Below are 16888 nucleotides of genomic sequence, written 5' to 3' on the forward strand. Positions count from 1 at the left end.
GGGGCTGACTGTTGTTTCCAGCGCGGTATAGCAGTGCCTGACGCGAAGGCAAATGCCACGGCGATGCAACCTTTGTCCGGGGGCGGCGTTTACCCGGGTAGCCAGGGGGATGAGACCGAGATGCCACTGAAAAAGATCCACGTTGTCCTGAACCCGGGCAGCGGCAAGAAAGAGCCGGTCTGCGATGCCGATGATCTGCGCCGGATGCTGTCGGCGCAGGGGGCCGATGTCGAGGTGTCGCAGGTGCGCCGCGACCGGCCCATCGGGCAGTTGGTGGAGGATGCCCTGTCGGGCGGCGCCGATCTGGTGGTGGCCGCTGGCGGCGATGGTACGATCTGCGGCGTTGCCGAAGGCATGGCCGGTTCGGGCGTCGCCATGGGTGTTCTGCCCCTTGGTACCTTCAACTATTTCGCCCGCTCGCTGTCGATTCCCGATGATATCGAAGGCGCGGTCGAGGTTCTGCTGAAGGGCGATGCCCGCGCGGTGCGCACCGGGCGCATCAATAACCGGCTTTTCCTGAACAACACCAGTATCGGCCGCTACCCCGAGATTTTGGCCAACCGCGAAGGCATCTACCGCCGCTGGGGCCGCTCGCGCATCGCTGCCTATTGGTCGGTTCTCAAGACGCTGCTGACCCTGCGCCGCCCTCTAGACCTGCGGATCGAGGCCGACGACGAGACGATCAGCATGCGCACGCCGCTGGTTTTCGTGCTGAACAACGCCTTCCAGCTGGATCAGATGGGCCTGAAAGGGCAGGAGGATCTGGCCGAGGGGAAGTTGCTGATGTTCCTTTCGCCCGACACAGGGCGGTTCGGGTTGCTGCGCCAGGCGCTTGCGCTGGCCTTCGGCGTGGCCGAGGACGGGCGCGACTTTCGCCTGGTTTCGGCCTATCGTTTCGATATCCACGCCCGCCGCAAGCGTCATCGCGTGGCCCTGGATGGCGAAAGGCGGCGGTTGAAAAACCCGCTATCGATTCGCGCCGTGCCGGATGAACTGCATGTCGTGGTGCCAAAGGACTTCGACCGGGAGATCAGATGAGACGTATCGTACACCTCTCCGACCTGCACTTCGGGCGCGACCGGCCCGATCTTCTGCCTCCGCTTATCGAACAGGTGAACGACCTGCGGCCCGATCTGGTGGCCATCTCGGGCGATCTGACCCAGCGCGCCCGCAATTCCCAGTTCGAAGAGGCGGCGGCCTTCATCGACGCGCTTGACCCGCCGGTGCTGGTGGTGCCGGGCAACCATGACGTGCCGCTGACCAACCCCTTCCTGCGCCTTTTCGCGCCCTGGCGGCGCTATCGCCGCTGGATCGGCCGCGATCTTGAACCGACCTATGCCGACGACCGGATGATCGTGGTGGGGGTGAACACGGTCAATCCCATGGCCTGGCAAAGCGGCTGGTTTTCAGGCGGCGACATTGCCCGCGTCGCCTCGGCCTTTGCGGGGGTGAAGCGGCGCATGCGCATCGTGATGGTGCATCACCCGCTCGAACATCTTCCGGGCGAGCGCAAGAAACCCATGCGCGGCGCCGAAACCGCGCTGGATGAACTGGCCCGCTGTGGCACCGACGTTGTGCTGTCGGGCCATCTGCATTCATGGGGTGCCGATGCCTTTGCCGAACGGGCGGGGCGGTTCGGGATGATCCAGGTTCAGGCGGGCACGGGCCTTTCGACCCGGCTGCGCGGCGAAGAGAACGATTTCAACCTGCTGACCCTGCGCCACGGCGAACTTGAGGTGCAGCGCATGGTGGCCGATCCCGACACCCCGGGGTTCACCGAAGGCACCCTGCGCCGCTTCGGACTGCGCCCCGGCGGCTGGCAGGTTCAACCGACCTGAGCCGCCCCGCGCGCCCGACGGCGTGCCCTGTCCTCGCGGTAGAAGGTGTAGATCCCGGCCCCCGCGATCAGCGTCGCGCCGGTGAGGATCGAGGGCGTCAGGCGGTCGCCGAACACAAGCGCGCCCAAGCCAAAGGCGAAGATCAGGCGCGAATAGCGGAAGGGCGCCACCACCGCCATCGACCCCAGCCGCAGCGATGTGGTCAGCGCGAAATAGGCAACCGTGGCACAGAGAAGCATGCCCCCCAGCATGGCCAGCGTCACCGGTTCGGGCATCCGCGCCCCGCCCGAGATGGCAAGCAGGACAATCCCCGTGGGCACCAGCGACAGGAAACCATAGGTCGACACCAGAAGGTTGGGCACCCGCGCAGGCACCAGCCGGGTGACAAGATCGCGCGCCGACAGGCCCACGACCCCCACCAGCGCCGACAGCGCCCCCAGGTTCACGCCCGATCCATCCGGGCGCAACATGATGATGACGCCGCCGAACCCCACCAGCACCGCCGCCCAACGCCGCCAGCCCACGGGTTCTTTCAAAAGCAGCGCCGCGCCCAGCGTCACAGCAAGCGGCGTGGCCTGGGACACGGCCGAGGCCATGGACAGCGTGGTCAGCGTCAGCGCCGTGACAAAGCCAAGCGTGCCGACAACCTCGGCCAGCATCCGCGCCAGGATCGCCGGATGAAACAGGTCGGGCCCGAACAGCGCCAGCCCCTGCCGCCACGACAGCCCGCCAAAGATCAGCGTTCCGCCCAGCCCGAGGATCAAAATGATCTGGCCGGTCGGCAGAAGGTCGCTCGACAGCTTGATGAACATGTCCGCCACGGCGAAACCGGCCATGGAAAAGACCATCAGCCCGATGGCGCGCAGGGGCGGCGTGTCGGGATCGGCGGGGGTGGGCGGCGGGGTGGCGGGGGCAAGGGGGGTGGTCATGGCGCCGTCCTTAGGCCAAGGCGCCGGCCGGCACCAGCGGCAATGGCGTCAGAGCGTCAGGCGCCCCTCCATCATCCGCCGCGCCCGTCCGGCAATATGCACCGCGCGGCACAGCCCGCCCTCGATCTCGGCCTCGGCGTGGATGCTGCTGGGGCGTCCCATGTCCACGCCCTGTTCGATCATCAGGGTCAGCGACTGGCCCTCCATCTGCGACAGGAAGGCCACCAGCGCGGCACAGGCGCTGCCCGTGGCGGGATCTTCGGGGATGTTGTCCAGCGGGGCGAACATGCGCGCCGAAACCTCGGCACCCTCGCGCACATAGGCCAGAATGGCGAAATCCAGTTGCGAGGGGTAATCCGCCGCGCATTTGCGATAGGCCTCGATCGCCGGCTGGGCCGCAGACAGCGCGGCGCCATCGCTCAGCTCGGCCAGGACGAAAGGCAGGCCGACGCCCGCCTGCACCGGCTGATGGCGGTCGGTGCGGATCTGCCCCGGGGCCAGCGACAGGCAGGCGGCCACATCGCCCAGGGCCGGGTGCGATTCCACCTGAAGTGGCGTGGTGCTGGTGAACCGCGCCAGCCCGCCCTCGACGGTACAGCCGATGGGCCCGACCTCAACCTCCAGCGTCAGGGTATCGCCGCGCCCCATGTCGTGCAGCGCCAGCGCCGTGCCGATCAGAGGATGCCCGGCAAACGGAATCTCCATCGTCGGGGTAAAGATGCGCACCCGCGCGGTATGGGCCGGATCGCGGGGCGGATAGACAAAGGTGGTCTCGGAAAAGTTGAACTCGCGCGCGATCTGCTGCAATTGCGCCTCGGGCAGGGCGGTGGCGTCGGGGATGATGGCCAGCGGGTTGCCACCAAAGGCGGTGTCGGTGAAGACATCGTAAACCAGATAATCCGTCATGCCTTGCCCTCGGTGAAGGTGCGCGCCAGGGCGCAGAACTGTTCCAGCGATACCTGTTCGGCCCGTTCCGTGGGGGCGATCCCGGCGGCGCGCAGCCTGTCCTCGATATCCGGCGCCGCGCCCTTCAGGGCGGCGCGCAGCATCTTGCGCCGCTGGTTGAAGGCCATGGCCACCAGGCGGAACAGCGTCTTGCCGTCGGCCGGAAAGCGCGGCGCCTCCAGCCGGGTGAAATGCACGACCGCCGAATGCACCTTGGGGGCGGGGGTAAAGGCCTCGGGCGGCAGGGACATGACGATGCGCGGCGTGCTGCGCCACTGGCTCAGCACCGCCAGCCGACCATAGGCCTTGCCGCCGGGCTGGGCCACGATCCGCTCGGCCACCTCGCGCTGGAACATCAGGGTCAGGCTGTCCCAGAAGGGGGGCCACTGGCCGGGGTCCAGCCAGCGCACCAGAAGTTCGGTTCCCACGTTGTAGGGCAGGTTGGCCACCACGCGGATCGGCGGGGTCAGCAGGGCGGCCGCGTCGATCTCAAGCGCGTCGGCGTTGATCACCTCAAGCCGCCCGTCCGATACCGCGGCGATCTCGGCCAGCGCGCCCAGGCAACGCGGGTCCTTCTCGACCGCAAGAACCCGCCGCGCCCCCTGGCTCAGCAGGCCGCGCGTCAGCCCCCCGGGGCCGGGGCCCACCTCCAGAACGTCGCTGCCGGTCAGATCGCCGGCCTGGCGGGCGATCTTCTCGGTCAGGTTCAGATCCAGCAGGAAGTTCTGCCCAAGCGATTTCTTCGCCGCCAGTCCATGGGCGGCAATCACCTTTGCCAGCGACGGCAGGTCGTCCAGTCCGCTCATGCCCGGTCCTGTTCTTTCTTGCTGAAAAATACTCCCCCCGGAGGGCCGCTTTCCATCAGCGCGACGCCCCGGCCGGGGTGCTTTGTGCCGCGCGGGCAAGGGCCATCCGCTCGGCCATGCGCAGGGCGGCGACCAGTGACGACGGATCGGCCACGCCCTTGCCGGCGATGTCGAAGGCGGTGCCGTGGTCGGGCGAAGTGCGGATGAAGGGCAGGCCAAGGGTGACATTCACGCCGCCGGAAAAATCCAGCGTCTTGATGGGGATAAGCGCCTGGTCGTGGTACATGCAGACCGCCACGTCATACCCGGCGCGCGCCTGGTCGTGAAACATGGTGTCGGCCGAAGCGGGGCCGCTCACCGCCATACCCTCGGCCCGCAGCGCAGCGACAACCGGTGCGATCAGGGCAATCTCTTCGCCGCCCATGGCGCCGCCTTCGCCCGCGTGGGGGTTTAGGCCCGCCACTGCGATGCGCGGCACCTCGATGCCGAAATCGCGGATCAGCGCGGCATGGGTGATGCGCAGGGTATCGCGCAGCAGTTCCGCCGTCAGCGCCCCCGGCACATCGGCCAGCGCGATATGGATCGTCACCGGCACGACGCGCAGTGTGTCGCAGGCCAGCATCATCACCACCCGGTCCACCCCGGCCAGGGCGGCCAGGTATTCGGTATGGCCCGGGTGGGCAAAGCCCGCGCCATCCATCAGGGCCTTCTTGTGGATCGGCCCGGTGCAGACCGCACTGGCGGCGCCCGATTGCACCAGGTCGACGGCGCGGGCAATCACGTCGATCACGCCCTGGGCATTGGCCGGATCGGGGCGGCCGGGCAGGGCGGGGGCGGGGAAATCGTGGCGCAGCACCGGCAGAGCGCGGGTGCTGACCGACAGCGCCTCGGAGGGGTCGTGGATCTCGGACCAGAGCGCGCCGACGGGCAAATGGGCCGGATCGCCGATCAGGAAGAAGGGCAGGCGTGCGCCCAGCTGTCGCCAGGCCGCCAGCGCCAGTTCCGGCCCCACGCCCGAGGGATCGCCACAGGTCATGGCAATGGGCGCGCGGGGGGTCATTGGTAGGTGATCGTCGCGTTGGCGCGCAGTTCGGCCAGATGTGCGCTGGCGTAAGAGGCAAGGCGCTGGTTGATCAGCTGGGTGCGCACGGTCGTGCGATCGACCTCTGCGGCCTCGCCCTTGGCGGGGCGCCTGTCGCACAGCATCAGGAACACCTGCGTGCGCCCCCCGGCCTGGGTCAGCGCGGTCGAGACTTCGTTCTCGTCCAGCTTGGCCAGTTCCAGCGCCACATCGCCGGGCACCTGGGCCGCCGGCACGGTCGAACGTTCAAGGGTGCCTGCGGGCAGGCCCTTGGCGATGCCGTAAAGATCATCGCAGGTGTCGATCTCGGCGCGCAGGCGGGCGGCCTCGGCCAGCCCGGCCTCGCTGCGGCCGCCGGGGATGTAGAAGGCGGCATAGTCGACTTCCAGGGTTTCCGGCGTCGAGGCCGTGGTTTCCTCGATCGCGCGCAACTGGAACAGGGCGATGGCGTTGGGCACCGCGATGGGCTGCGTCACCTGGCCGGGCGACAGGGTAAGGATGCGGGCCGCGACGGCGGGGGGCAGGTTGCCGATGGGCATCCAGTCGATCCGCCCGCCCACATTGCGCGAGGGCGACGCGGAATAGTTGCGCGCGGCCCGGGCAAAGGCGGGCAGGGTGGTGATCGCGGCGATCTCGGCGGCGCGCCGTTCGGCGGTTGCGGCGGCGGCGGGGGTATTGGCGGGCAGGATGATCTCGTTCAGCAGGACGCGCACGCCCGGCTGGGTGCCTTCGCGCTTGATGGCGCGGTCCACCTCGGCCTCGGTGATATTGGCGCGACCGGCGTACTTTGCCCGCACCACCTGCCGCCAGGCCACGCCCGCGGCCACGAAATCGCGGAAGCTCTCGGCCTCCACGCCTTCCTGCGCCAGGGCCTTCAGGAAATCCTCGCTCGACAGGTTGGCGCGTCCGGCGAATTCGGTCATGCCTTCGGTGATCTCCTCGGGCTTGACGGTGATGCCCAGGCGCCGGGCCTCGGCCAGTTGCAGCCTTTCGTCGATCAGCGATTTCAGCGCCTCTTCCTGGGGGTCGCCGGGCGATCGGAACAGCATCAGCATCCGGGCGCGCTGATCGCGTTCAAAGGCGGTGATCACCCTTTCGTTCACCTTGGCCACCGGCGCGAAGAGGTTCTGCGCCCCGGCATCGGGCACCCCGGCCAGCAATGCCATGCAAATCGCCGGTGCCATGGCCCAACGTTTCAGCGAAGTCTTGATCATGGGCGTGCTGCTCCCTCGTGTCTTTGCCGTCTCATCTTGCGCAGGTGCGGCGATAGGATTCGTTATTGCGCCCCGAGCCGAAGCCCGCAAGCGACACGTTCAGTCCGAAGTCCGTGCTGGGGCTTACACTAGTCGAGGATGTAAAGCGACGCGATACCGAAAGATCGACGGTCAGGCATTCGGAGCGGTATTCCATGCCGATTCCGGCCTCGGCGGTGCGGTCGGCCACCAGGTCGAACCGTCCGTCCAGGCGGCCCGTCCAATGGCGCGACAGGCGATAGGCGGCATCGACCGACAGTTCATGGGTGTCAGTGGGGCGGTTCTCGGCGGGTTCGGCTTCCATCCACAGGTAAGACGATCCGATGGCGGCGCGGTCGTTCTGCCAGGCCAGCCGGGTTTCGTTGCGGGTGAAGCTGAAATCATCGTCGAACAGCGCCCGGTGCGACAGGGCCAGCCGGTCGCCCAGCCGCAGTTGCCCGGCGGCCAGCCAGTCCGAGCGTTCGCCGGACAGCCCGGTTCCGGGCGCGAACTGGCCGGTGTCTTCACTGCGGAACACCCGGCCGACCGTCACGCCAAGGGTCCAGCCCGCCGGATCATAGCGTGTCCAGCGCAGGCCGATGTTGGCGCGCGTGCCCTGTTCGCGGGCGTCTTCGCCCGGGAAGCGCGACAGGTCGAAAAGGTTGCCCTCGTCGAATTCCACCAGCACCGAATCCTCGTTCGGCACGATGTTGCCGTTGGTTTCCGACCAGGCCAGTTGGATCACCGGCTCAAGCAGCTGATAGGCGCCGCCGCTTTCGCTGCGCTGGAAGGGCCAGCGCAGTTCGATGCTGGCGCGCGGGGTGACCTGGCCGGTGTTGGTGGCAAAGGCGGGGTCCTGGCGGGTGTCATAGGTGCTGGCCACGATGCCCAGTTGCCCGGTGGCCACCATGCCGTTGGCAAAGGTGACCGCGCGGCGATAGTCGGCCGATACGCCGATCCGGCTGACATCGCGCCCATCGCCCTGCACGTTCGAGGCGCGTGTCAGGCTGGCCGCGTCAAAGCCAAGGCGGAATTCGCCGCCCAACCCCTTGATCCGGCGTTCATAGCTGACGTTCGAGAAGGTGCGCGGCAACTGTCCGCGGATCGGCACCTCGGAGGCGCGCAGGGTGCGGAAATCGGTCAGCGAGGCGCGGAACAGGTCGCGCTGGCGGGCGCGGGTGATGCTGATCTCGCTGTCCAGCCTGTCCTTGTCGGAAAATCCATAGTCCAGCAGATAGGCGGTGTCTGACACCAGTTCGACATCGAAGTTCAGGCGGAACTGGCGGGGCAGCTCGAATTCGCCTTCGCCGAACAGGTAATAGCGCGTCTCGCCCGGGCGCAGATCGTCGTCGGACACCGCGCCCTCGAATGAGATTTCGCCCATGGCAAAGGCCTGGCGATAGCGCGCTTCAAGGGTCCGCGTGGCGGCCGAGACATAGGGCGTCAGCGTCAGGTCGGCGTGATCGCCCAGCGTCTGGAAATAGGGCAGCTTCACCCCGGTTTTCAGGCGCGACGAGGTGCGCAGCGAGGGCAGCAGAAAACCGCTGCTGCGCTTCAGCGTCGGGTCGGGCAGGCGCAGGCGGGGGGAATAGAAGATCGGCACGCCCAGGAAGCGGAACTGTGCCTGATCGAAGTAAAGCTGGCGTTCCTGCTGATCGTGGATGATCTCGCGCGCGCGGATTTCCCACACCGGGGTCGGGTTGCCGGCGCAAACCTCGCAGGACGAGGCGACCGAGCGTGACAGCCGGGTATAGCGGCCATCGACACGGGCGATCTCATTGGCCGCCAGTTGCAACTGCTGATCCAGCACCAGCCGCGCCGAGGTGAGGATGCCGTTCTGCAGATCGGCATCCAGATCCGCCTGATCGGCCACCAGGATCGCCCGGCCGTCGCCCTCGACAAGGGTGATGGGGCCTTCGATGCGCAGGCTTTGCCCGGCCCGCGAATAGGTGATCCGCCGCGCCCGCAGGCGGGTTTCGCCATACAGCACCTCGATGTTGCCCGTCGCCTCAAGCGTGTTCTGGCGCGTCAGTTGCACCTTGTCGGCCACCAGGGTCGCCGTCTGCTGGGCCTTCGCCCCGAAGGACGACAGCAACAGCGCAAGCGCGAAGATCAAGGGCCGGCGCATCAGCCATCCTCCCAGTGAAGCAACAGGCCGAGCGGCAGAAGCAGCGCGGCGACGGGTGGCCCCCAAGCGGCCAGAAGCACGGGAATCTGCCCGTTCTCACCGAGGATTTGCGCGAAATTGCGGATGAAATACAGCGAAAAACCCATGGCCAGCGCCAAAAGCACCATCAGGCCGGTACGTCCGAAACGCGTGTGGCGCATGGTGAACCCGGCTCCCACAAGAACCATGGCCGCCAGAAGCAGCGGCAGCGAAAGCTCCATGTGCAGCCACATCAGGTGCTTGCGGGCCGAAAATCCGGCGCTTTCAAGCTGGGCGATGAAGCGGGGCAGTTCCCAGATCGGGATGGCCGAGGGGGTGGCGAAACTGTCGAGAATTCGGCTGGGCGTAAGGTTCGAGGCCAGGGTGTATTGCGGGTAAAGCGTGGCGTCGCGTTCGGGGTTGTCGCTGTCGAAACGCCATTCCTTCACCCCGGTCAATTGCCATGCGCCATCGGCCAGCGTCGCCTTGCCCGCCTCAAGCCGCAGCGCCGGGCCGCCGGTGGCGCCAAAGCCGATGAAGGTGACGTTATACAGCTCGGTCCCGTCCAGGTTGGCGCGTTGCGCGCTGATCACGGTCTGACTTGCGTCGTCGCCCTGGCGCAGCCACAGCCCGTCGCGGCTGATCGACAGCACGCTGGCCGGGGTGGCGGCATAGCGCCCGGCGGTCAGTTCGTATTGCTTCGAGGTGGCGGCGACGATCGGGTTGAACACGGCCACCGCCACGGCCCCGATGATCAGCGCGACGATGACCGGCGCCGTCAGGCTGCGCAGGGCCGACCGCCCCGAGGCCCGCGTCACCACAAGCTCGGAGGTGCGGGCCAGCGACAGGAACAGCGTCAGGGTGGCCAGGATCATGATCAGCGGCAGGATGCGATAGAGGCTTTCGGGCACATGCAGCATCGCCAGCCCCAGCATGTCGACGAAGCGCACGGTTTCACTGCTGAACTTGCGCACCTGTTCGACCAGGTCCAGCAGCATCAGGATGGCCAGGAACACGCCCGCCACCCCGGCGAAGGTCATGGCAAAGCGGCGGGCGAAATACCGGTGCAGGATCACGGCGTCACCTGCGCGGATTTGCGCCGGAAGGCGCGGGGATGGGCCGCCAGCCACAGAAAGACCGCCGCCAGCGCCAGCCCGAACAGCGCGGGCAGATAGGCCATGGGCCAAAGGCCCCGGCTGCGCGCTGCATCGGTCACGGCATTGTCGGCCAGTTGAATGGCGATCAGGCAGACGATGGCGCCGACGATCTGTTTCCAGACGCCAAAGCGCGAAAATCCGCCCAGAAGCAGCACGGCAAAGCCGACGACGGGCGTCACCAGCCCAAGAAGCGCCTCGGTGATCCGCCCGTGCCCTTCATAGCGCAGCACGTTCATGCTCTGGCCGGTCTCCTCGGCCAGGGCGGCGGTGGGGGAAAGAAGCTCGGCCGTGGAAAGTTCGCGGGTGCCGCGCGGCCCGGTCGTGGGCAGATCGACAAGCGCGCTGACATCGAAGGCGAATTCGGCGAACCGCGTGGTGGCCAGACGGTCGGTTTCAAGGTCGAGGTTCTGCACCATGCCCTGGAACATCAACAGTTTCGGCCCTGCGTCGCTGCGCAGAAGCAGGGCGCGCTCGGCCGTGTAGATCGAGCGTTGATCGGGCTTGCGGGCATCCGACAGGAAGATGTCGCGCAATTCGCCCTCGGGGGTGATTTCGCGGATATAGAAGGTCACGCCGTCGGCCGGATGCAGGAATTCGCCCTCGCTCAGCAGGCGGGCGGTGACGTTTTCGCTGATTTCGGCGGTGCGCGCGGCAAGTTGCGTGGTCGAGGCCGGGATCAGGACATGGGACAGCACCGAGATCATGGCCGCCACCACCAGTCCGAAAACCATCACCGGGCGGGCCATGCGCCAGGGGCTGTACCCGGTGGATTGCACCACCACCAGTTCGCTTTCGCTGGCCATCCGGTTGGTGACATAGACGGCGGCGGCAAAGGCCGAGACGGGCAACACGATGCGGATGACATTGGGCAGCGACAGCGCGGTGAATTCCAGGAACACAAAGGCCGAATGGCCGTTCGCGATCAGCTGGTCGAACAGCGAAACCGCCCGGTTCACCCAATAGACCAGCACCAGCACCAGCGAGAAGAAGCCAAAGACCCACATCAGCTGTGACAGCATGTATCGGTCGAATCTGGCCACTCGTTCCCCCGCCGGTTCTCACGCCCGTTGCGGGCATGTTAGCCGATGGCGCGGGCCGGGAAAACTCCCTTCTGGCCAACAGGGCAACGGGGGGCTAGGTATTGCCCAAACGCTGACAATCCCAAGGAGCCGATCCGATGACCAAGCCTGCAGACCTGTCCTTCGTGCCGCTCGATCTTGAGACCATCGCCACCGCCAAGGGCCGCGTCGTAGTGTTCATCGACCCCGAGGCGAACCTGGACCAGGCGGCGCGGCGGGTGAACCGGCTGACCAAGGGCGCGCTTCAGCGCTTCGTCGAAAGCGATGCCTTTGCCAAGCTTGAAGAAGGGGCGGCGCAGGATCTGGCCTTCCCGGTCGGGCTTGAGGCCGAGGCGGTGCAGGTGATCCGCCTGGGCCGTCGCACCACGGGCGAAGTGGCGCGCCGGGCCGGCGTGGCCATCGGGCGCGGCCTTGGGGCCGGCGGTGTGACCATTCTTGCGGGCGGTCTGCGCGGTGTGCAGGACGTGGCGCTGGGGGCGGTGCTGCGCGCCTATGACTATGCCGATCAGAAGACCGGCGACAAAACCCTGCCCGGCGCGATCACCGTCATGGCCGGGAAATCCGAAACCCTGGTGGATGCCGCCGCGCTGATCCGGGCGCGGGCCGATGGCGTGTTCTTCACCCGTGACCTGGTGAATGCGCCCTCCAACGTCCTGACCACCACCGAATTCGCCAGCCAGCTTGAGGGCCTGCGCGATCTGGGGGTCGAGGTCGAGGTGCTGGAGGAAGACGCGCTTGAAAAGCTGGGCATGCGCACCCTTCTGGCCGTGGGCCAGGGCAGCGAAAGCCCCAGCAAGGTGGTTGTCATGGAGTGGAAGGGCGGCGCAAGCGAGGCGCCCTTCGCCCTGATCGGCAAGGGCGTCGTCTTCGACACCGGCGGCATTTCTCTGAAACCGGCGGGCGGCATGGAAGACATGACCATGGACATGGGCGGCGCGGGCACCGTGGCCGGCGTGATGAAGACGATCGCCACCCGCAAGGCCAAGGCCAATGTCGTGGCCCTGGTGGGGCTGGTGGAAAACATGCCCGACGGCAAGGCGCAGCGCCCCGGCGACGTGGTGAAATCCATGAAGGGCGACACCGTCGAGGTGATCAACACCGACGCCGAGGGCCGCCTGGTTCTGTGTGACGTGATGTGGTACGCGCAGGAACGGTTCAAGCCCACGGGCATGGTGGACCTGGCCACACTGACCGGCGCCATCATCATCGGCCTGGGCCACGAGAACGCCGGTGTCTTCTCGAACGACGATGCGCTGTGCAGCGGTTTCCTCAAGGCGGCCGATGCCGAGGGCGAGGGCGCCTGGCGCATGCCCCTGGGCAAGGCCTATGCCAAGCAGCTGAAATCGCGGGTGGCGGATGTGAAGAACGTCGGTGGCCGCCCCGCCGGATCGATCACCGCGGCGGAATTCCTGCAACGCTTCGTCAAGGACGGCACGCCCTGGATTCACCTCGACATCGCCGGTGTCGCTCTCACCAGCGACGAAAGCCCCTATGCCCCCAAGGGCGCGACGGGCTGGGGCGTGCTGGCGCTTGACCGCCTGATCGCGGACCGGTTCGAGGGCTGACCATGCTGATCGGCGCAACCCGGTACGACGATTGCGAAGCGGCCCTGGCCTTCCTGCGCGATGTGCTGGGGCTGGCCGAACACCAGGTGTTCCGCGACGACAACGGCGCCATTCTTCACGCCCAGATGCGCCTGGGCGACGGGATCTTCATGTTCGGCCCCAACAGCGGGCCCGAAGGTTTCGGCAGGTTCATGGTGGCGCCCGGCGACACCGGCGGGCGGGCCACCGTGACGGTCTATGCCGTCATGGCCGACGTGAAGGCCTGTCTTGACAGGGCAAATGCCGCAGGGGCCGAGATATTGATGCCGCTCGAGGCGCAGGATCACGGCGGCGTGGCCTTTTCCCTGCGTGACCCCGGCGGGCATGTCTGGACCGTGGGCGATTACGATCCGTTGGCAGGCTGATGGGCGCGGCATATTTCTATCACCTGACCCAGCGCCCGCTTGAAGCGAACCTGCCGATGCTTCTGGGCAAGGCGCGGCAGGCGGGCTGGCGGATCTGCGTGCGCGGGGCCAACCCTCGCCGCATGGCCCAACTGGACGAACAGCTTTGGCTGCTGGAGAACGAACCCTTCCTGGCGCACGGGTTGGCCGGTGGCCCCCATGATGCCGATCAGCCGATCCTGCTGACCACCGATGCCGCCCTGCCCAACAAGGCCCAATGCCTTATGACGATGGAGGGGGCCGAAGTGGCGCCGGACGAGGTGCAGAGCCTTGAAAGGGTCTGCGTGCTGTTCGACGGCAACGACCCCGCGGCATTGGAAAAGGCGCGCGGCCAGTGGCGCAGCCTGACAAAGGCCGGGTGCAGCGCCCAATACTGGAGCGAGGAGAGCGGGCGCTGGGAAAAGAAGGCCGAAACCTGAGGAATGTTGAAGAAGTGACATTTTTCGCGGCCACTTGGGCAAGGTGGTGCCAGGAAAAGCCGGGATTCTGCAAGCTCAGCGTTCGAGGATCAGCTTGCCATCCGCGATTTCGATCCGTCCGAACCGGTTGAGATAGCTCATCCCCAGAAGCGAACCCGACATCTCTCCGCCGTTCACCGAAGCGCCGACGCCCTGATCGACGACACCGCCAAGGGCGACCCGGTCCAGCGTGACCCGGGCAATCGGGACAAGGCCGTTGGCTGTCTGTGCCTGGGACAGGTAGGCGAGGCGGTCGGGGTCGATTCCGACGCGCACGGCATCCTGACGGGTCAGCACGATATCGCTGGCGCCCGTGTCGATCACGAAGCGAACGGGTTTGCCGTTGATCTCAAGCCCGATGTGGTAATGGCCGTCAAAGCCGCGCGGCACCTCGATCCGGGCGCCATCGCCGATCACGCTCTGGCGCGGCATCACGTCATCGCGCAGGTCGCTCCACAGTCCGGCAACCGCGACGACACCGACAAAGATCAGCACCCAGACCAGCCCCTGTTGCACCGTCTTGCCCAGGCTTTCGCGATTGGCGACGGCGAACCATCCACCCACCGCCAGAAGCAGCAGAAGAAGATAGAGAATGCGCCCGAGAGTATCACCGTCCATGCCCCCCAGATAGGCGCGGGCGCGGCGGTTTTCCAGTGCCTAGACCGGCATCAGCGCCTTGACGCCATCCACCACGAACTGAACCGAAAGTGCGGCCAGCAACATGCCTAGAAGGCGGGTGACGACGTTGATGCCCACATCGCCCAGAAGCCGTTCAAGCAGGTTTGCGGCCATGAACAACCCCAGCATGATCGCCAGCACAAGCGCGAGGACCAGATGAACCAGCACCATCGCGCCCAGATCGCCGCCGGTCTGGCCGGTCAGCAGGATCATCGTCGCGATGGCGCCCGGCCCGGCGATCAGCGGCGTGGCAAGGGGAAAGACCGAAGGATCGTCCTCGTTCGCGTCGGCCTGACCCTGGCGGCGTTCGGTGCGCCGTTCAAACAGCATGTCGAGCGCGGTCAGGAACAACAGGATGCCCCCGGCGATGCGGAAAGCGGGCATGGAGATGCCGATGAAACCCAGCACCGCCTCGCCGAACAGCCCGAACAGCGTGAGCAGCGCCGCGCCGATGAACAGCGAGCGGTATCCGATGGCGCGGCGCTTTTCGGGGGCCATGCCAGCGGTCAGCGCCACGAAAAGCGGTGTCAGGCCAATCGGGTCGATCACCACGAAAAGGGTGACGAAAGCGGTGACATAGAACGCGAAGTCCATCGGTCAGACCTTTGTTTCTTCCAGCTTTTCCAGCGATTTCATCCAAAGCCCCTCGGCGCGGTCCAGCGCTTCCATCACCTCGGCGTATTTCTTCTGCCACACCTCGGCTTCGCCCAGCTTCTCGGGTTCGTACATGCCCGGATCGGCCAGCTTCTTCGCCAGCTTGTCGCGCATCTCGGACAGCTTGTTCACCCGTTCCTCGTTCCGCTTCACGTCCGAGCGCAGGGCCGAGAGATCCTGCTGGCTGACCTGCTTGCGCTTGGCCGGTTTCGACTTTTCGGGCGGTGCATCGGCCGAGAGCAGCATCTTGCGATAGCTTTCCAGATCGTCGTCGTAAGGCGTGACGCGGCCGTTCTTCACCAGCCACAGCCGGTCGGCCACCAGCGACAGAAGGTGCATGTCGTGCGACACGAGGATCACGGCGCCCGAATAGGCGGTCAGCGCCTCGACCAAAGCCTCGCGGCTTTCCATGTCAAGGTGGTTAGTCGGTTCGTCGAGGATAAGCATGTGCGGCGCGTCGATGGTGGCCACCAGCAGCGAAAGGCGCGCCTTCTGACCGCCCGAAAGCCGCCCCACCACCGTTTCGACCTGCGCCGCCGCCAGCCCGAAACCCGCCAGCCGGGCGCGATGGCGGGCCGGCGTTTCGGTCGGGCGCAACCGGCGCAGATGATCGAGAGGCGTTTCATCGGCCCGCAGCTCATCCAGCTGGTGCTGGGCGAAATAGCCGACACGCAGCTTGCCCGACTTGGTCAGCCGCCCGCCCATGGGATCAAGCTTGTCTGCCAGGAGCTTGGAAAGCGTCGACTTTCCCTCACCGTTGCGGCCCAGAAGGGCGATCCGGTCGTCCTGGTCGATCCGCAGGTTCAGCTTCGACAGCACGGTCCTGTCGCCATAGCCCACGCTTGCCGATTCAAGGTTGACGATGGGCGGGCTCAGTTCCTCGGGCTCGGGGAAGGTGAAGGCGCGCAGGGCGGCCTCTTGCGGGCTGGAGATCGTTTCCAGCTTTTCGATCATCTTGATCCGGCTTTGCGCCTGCTTGGCCTTGCTGGCCTTGGCGCGGAACCGGTCGACGAAGCTTTGCAGATGGGCGCGCCGCGCCTCGACCTTGCCGCGCTGCGCCTCGGCCACCGCAAGGCGGGCGGCACGGGTGCGCGCGAAGGTGTCGTAGTTGCCGGAATACAGCGTCAGCTTGCGGTCTTCGAGGTGCAGGATATGCCCCACCGCGCGGTTCAGCAGGCCGCGGTCATGGGAAATCACCAGCACCGAATGCGGGTAACGGCCCAGATAGCTTTCCAGCCAGAGCGCGCCTTCAAGGTCAAGATAGTTCGTCGGTTCGTCAAGCAACAGCAGATCGGGGGCCGCGAAAAGGACCGCCGCCAGCGCGACGCGCATCCGCCAGCCGCCGGAAAAGGCCGAACAGGGCATAAGTTGTTCTTCGTGGGTGAAACCCAGACCGCGCAGGATGCTGGCGGCCCGCGCCTCGGCCGACCAGGCGTCGATGTCGGCCAGCCGCGCCTGGATTTCGCCGATGCGGGCGCCGTCGGTGGCGGTTTCGCTTTCGGCCAGCAATTCCGCGCGTTCGGTGTCGGCGGCCAGAACCGTGTCGATCAACGACACCTCGCTGCCCGGAACCTCCTGCGCGACGCCGCCGATGCGTGCGCGGGCGGGCATGCGGATGTCGCCGCCCTCAAGCACCAGTTCGCCGCGGATCAGGTTGAACAGCGTCGTCTTGCCGGTGCCGTTGCGCCCGACGATGCCCACCTTGTGGCCTGCGGGAATCGACGCGCTGGCCCCCTCGAACAGGGGGCGGCCTTCGACCGAGTATGAGATGTTGTCTATTATAAGCATGGCGTGCATGTGCCAGTGACGCCGCGCCGCGTCAATCGCGGCTTTTCACCGGGCGCCTGCCATGTTAGCAGGGCGCCGGATTTACGGGG

Annotated in this window: 16 protein-coding genes; 5 read left to right on the plus strand and 11 right to left on the minus strand. The window is 66.6% G+C overall.

Annotated elements, in window-relative coordinates:
• The first annotated feature begins 120 nt into the window (after positions 1 to 120).
• Both H7828_RS08465 and H7828_RS08470 read left to right on the plus strand, forming a co-directional pair.
• Complete coding sequence (locus tag H7828_RS08465) at positions 121 to 1038, plus strand: diacylglycerol/lipid kinase family protein (RefSeq protein WP_226780584.1); 918 nt, start codon at positions 121 to 123, stop codon at positions 1036 to 1038.
• Positions 1035 to 1838 (plus strand): metallophosphoesterase family protein, encoded by an 804-nt coding sequence (locus H7828_RS08470; protein ID WP_226780585.1) that lies wholly within the window; start codon positions 1035 to 1037, stop codon positions 1836 to 1838. The genes H7828_RS08465 and H7828_RS08470 overlap by 4 nt, the downstream gene beginning before the upstream one ends.
• Here H7828_RS08470 and H7828_RS08475 read toward each other — a convergent pair.
• From H7828_RS08475 to lptF, 8 genes are read right to left on the minus strand one after another with little or no spacing between them, the layout of a single operon-like run.
• Positions 1826 to 2767, minus strand: a complete 942-nt coding sequence (locus H7828_RS08475) for a DMT family transporter (protein ID WP_226780586.1) — start codon at positions 2765 to 2767, stop codon at positions 1826 to 1828. The genes H7828_RS08470 and H7828_RS08475 overlap by 13 nt on opposite strands.
• Before the next feature lie 48 nt (positions 2768 to 2815).
• Positions 2816 to 3673: a PhzF family phenazine biosynthesis protein gene (locus tag H7828_RS08480; RefSeq protein WP_226780587.1), complete on the minus strand. Its 858-nt coding sequence runs from the start codon at positions 3671 to 3673 to the stop codon at positions 2816 to 2818.
• Positions 3670 to 4518, minus strand: a complete 849-nt coding sequence (gene rsmA / locus H7828_RS08485; RefSeq protein WP_226780588.1) for a 16S rRNA (adenine(1518)-N(6)/adenine(1519)-N(6))-dimethyltransferase RsmA — start codon at positions 4516 to 4518, stop codon at positions 3670 to 3672. The genes H7828_RS08480 and rsmA overlap by 4 nt, the downstream gene beginning before the upstream one ends.
• 55 nt (positions 4519 to 4573) lie before the next feature.
• Positions 4574 to 5578: a 4-hydroxythreonine-4-phosphate dehydrogenase PdxA gene (gene pdxA, locus H7828_RS08490; protein ID WP_226780589.1), complete on the minus strand. Its 1005-nt coding sequence runs from the start codon at positions 5576 to 5578 to the stop codon at positions 4574 to 4576.
• A complete protein-coding gene (locus H7828_RS08495) occupies positions 5575 to 6813 on the minus strand; it encodes a peptidylprolyl isomerase (RefSeq protein WP_226780590.1) in 1239 nt (412 codons plus the stop codon). The genes pdxA and H7828_RS08495 overlap by 4 nt, the downstream gene beginning before the upstream one ends.
• A gap of 31 nt (positions 6814 to 6844) precedes the next feature.
• Positions 6845 to 8959, minus strand: a complete 2115-nt coding sequence (locus tag H7828_RS08500) for an LPS-assembly protein LptD (protein WP_226780591.1) — start codon at positions 8957 to 8959, stop codon at positions 6845 to 6847.
• Positions 8959 to 10053, minus strand: a complete 1095-nt coding sequence (lptG, locus tag H7828_RS08505; protein WP_226780592.1) for an LPS export ABC transporter permease LptG — start codon at positions 10051 to 10053, stop codon at positions 8959 to 8961. Before lptG ends, H7828_RS08500 begins: the two co-directional genes overlap by 1 nt.
• Complete coding sequence (gene lptF, locus H7828_RS08510) at positions 10050 to 11174, minus strand: LPS export ABC transporter permease LptF (RefSeq protein ID WP_226780593.1); 1125 nt, start codon at positions 11172 to 11174, stop codon at positions 10050 to 10052. The genes lptG and lptF overlap by 4 nt, the downstream gene beginning before the upstream one ends.
• A 137-nt stretch (positions 11175 to 11311) precedes the next feature.
• Between lptF and H7828_RS08515 the strand changes: the two genes are divergently transcribed.
• The 3 genes from H7828_RS08515 to H7828_RS08525 are packed head-to-tail and all read left to right on the plus strand — an operon-like array spanning position 11312 to position 13640.
• On the plus strand, positions 11312 to 12778 hold the full coding sequence (locus H7828_RS08515) for a leucyl aminopeptidase (RefSeq protein WP_226780594.1): 1467 nt from the start codon (positions 11312 to 11314) through the stop codon (positions 12776 to 12778).
• Between the two features lie 2 nt (positions 12779 to 12780).
• Complete coding sequence (locus tag H7828_RS08520; protein ID WP_226780595.1) at positions 12781 to 13182, plus strand: VOC family protein; 402 nt, start codon at positions 12781 to 12783, stop codon at positions 13180 to 13182.
• Entirely contained in the window at positions 13182 to 13640 is a 459-nt protein-coding gene (locus H7828_RS08525; protein WP_226780596.1) for a DNA polymerase III subunit chi, read from the plus strand. The genes H7828_RS08520 and H7828_RS08525 overlap by 1 nt, the downstream gene beginning before the upstream one ends.
• Positions 13641 to 13715: 75 nt before the next feature.
• Here the strand turns inward: H7828_RS08525 and H7828_RS08530 are convergent, their stop codons facing one another.
• The 3 genes from H7828_RS08530 to H7828_RS08540 are packed head-to-tail and all read right to left on the minus strand — an operon-like array spanning position 13716 to position 16799.
• The gene (locus H7828_RS08530; protein WP_226780597.1) at positions 13716 to 14297 is read right to left on the minus strand and encodes a retropepsin-like aspartic protease family protein; all 582 of its coding nucleotides are present in this window, start codon (positions 14295 to 14297) and stop codon (positions 13716 to 13718) included.
• Positions 14298 to 14336: 39 nt separating this feature from the next.
• A complete protein-coding gene (locus H7828_RS08535; RefSeq protein ID WP_226780598.1) occupies positions 14337 to 14951 on the minus strand; it encodes a MarC family protein in 615 nt (204 codons plus the stop codon).
• 3 nt (positions 14952 to 14954) lie between these two features.
• Positions 14955 to 16799 carry an ABC-F family ATP-binding cassette domain-containing protein gene (locus tag H7828_RS08540; protein ID WP_226780599.1) on the minus strand — a complete coding sequence of 615 codons (1845 nt, stop codon included), beginning with the start codon at positions 16797 to 16799 and terminating at the stop codon, positions 14955 to 14957.
• Positions 16800 to 16888: the final 89 nt, after the last annotated feature.

The organism is Oceaniglobus trochenteri (assembly GCF_020529025.1).
In the GTDB taxonomy this organism is placed as follows: Bacteria; Pseudomonadota; Alphaproteobacteria; order Rhodobacterales; family Rhodobacteraceae; genus Oceaniglobus; species Oceaniglobus trochenteri.

What these genes read in the sequence shown, in the direction of transcription:
- H7828_RS08465 (WP_226780584.1), top strand. Translation starts at nt 121, where the DNA reads ATGCCACTGAAAAAGATCCACGTTGTCCTGAACCCGGGCAGCGGCAAG.
- H7828_RS08470 (WP_226780585.1), top strand. Translation starts at nt 1,035, where the DNA reads ATGAGACGTATCGTACACCTCTCCGACCTGCACTTCGGGCGCGACCGG.
- H7828_RS08475 (WP_226780586.1), bottom strand. Translation starts at nt 2,767, where the DNA reads ATGACCACCCCCCTTGCCCCCGCCACCCCGCCGCCCACCCCCGCCGAT.
- H7828_RS08480 (WP_226780587.1), bottom strand. Translation starts at nt 3,673, where the DNA reads ATGACGGATTATCTGGTTTACGATGTCTTCACCGACACCGCCTTTGGT.
- rsmA (WP_226780588.1), bottom strand. Translation starts at nt 4,518, where the DNA reads ATGAGCGGACTGGACGACCTGCCGTCGCTGGCAAAGGTGATTGCCGCC.
- pdxA (WP_226780589.1), bottom strand. Translation starts at nt 5,578, where the DNA reads ATGACCCCCCGCGCGCCCATTGCCATGACCTGTGGCGATCCCTCGGGC.
- H7828_RS08495 (WP_226780590.1), bottom strand. Translation starts at nt 6,813, where the DNA reads ATGATCAAGACTTCGCTGAAACGTTGGGCCATGGCACCGGCGATTTGC.
- H7828_RS08500 (WP_226780591.1), bottom strand. Translation starts at nt 8,959, where the DNA reads ATGCGCCGGCCCTTGATCTTCGCGCTTGCGCTGTTGCTGTCGTCCTTC.
- H7828_RS08515 (WP_226780594.1), top strand. Translation starts at nt 11,312, where the DNA reads ATGACCAAGCCTGCAGACCTGTCCTTCGTGCCGCTCGATCTTGAGACC.
- H7828_RS08520 (WP_226780595.1), top strand. Translation starts at nt 12,781, where the DNA reads ATGCTGATCGGCGCAACCCGGTACGACGATTGCGAAGCGGCCCTGGCC.
- H7828_RS08525 (WP_226780596.1), top strand. Translation starts at nt 13,182, where the DNA reads ATGGGCGCGGCATATTTCTATCACCTGACCCAGCGCCCGCTTGAAGCG.
- H7828_RS08530 (WP_226780597.1), bottom strand. Translation starts at nt 14,297, where the DNA reads ATGGACGGTGATACTCTCGGGCGCATTCTCTATCTTCTTCTGCTGCTT.
- H7828_RS08535 (WP_226780598.1), bottom strand. Translation starts at nt 14,951, where the DNA reads ATGGACTTCGCGTTCTATGTCACCGCTTTCGTCACCCTTTTCGTGGTG.
- H7828_RS08540 (WP_226780599.1), bottom strand. Translation starts at nt 16,799, where the DNA reads ATGCTTATAATAGACAACATCTCATACTCGGTCGAAGGCCGCCCCCTG.